Source organism: Streptomonospora alba, assembly GCF_000826685.1.
Taxonomy (GTDB): Bacteria; Actinomycetota; Actinomycetes; order Streptosporangiales; family Streptosporangiaceae; genus Streptomonospora; species Streptomonospora alba.
On record NZ_JROO01000089.1, the window covers coordinates 1 to 288 of the forward strand.

The 288-nt window shown below is 75.7% G+C and carries 1 protein-coding gene; it reads right to left on the reverse strand.

Annotation, left to right across the window (positions count from 1 at the left end; genetic code table 11):
• A partial coding sequence (locus LP52_RS25390; RefSeq protein WP_040276954.1) for a polyketide synthase dehydratase domain-containing protein occupies positions 1 to 288 on the reverse strand: 288 nt, incomplete at both ends.

The following is a 288-nucleotide window of genomic DNA, read 5'->3' on the forward strand; positions in this document are numbered from 1 at the left end:
CTGCCATACGGCCTGCTCGTCGCCGGCCGACCGCGAGTACACCCCCACCTCGGGACGGGGACCCGGCTCCACCACCACCTGCACCTCGACCCCGCCGCGCTCGGGCAGCACCAGCGGCTGCCGCAGCGTCAACTCCTCGACGCCGGCGCTTGCGGTCCGCAGTGCCGCGTGCAGGCCCAGCTCCAAAAGCGCCGTACCCGGCACCCACACCTGGCCGCCCACCGCATGGTCGGCCAGCCACGGGTGCGACCCCACCGACACCCGCCCCGACCACACCGTCCCGCGGCC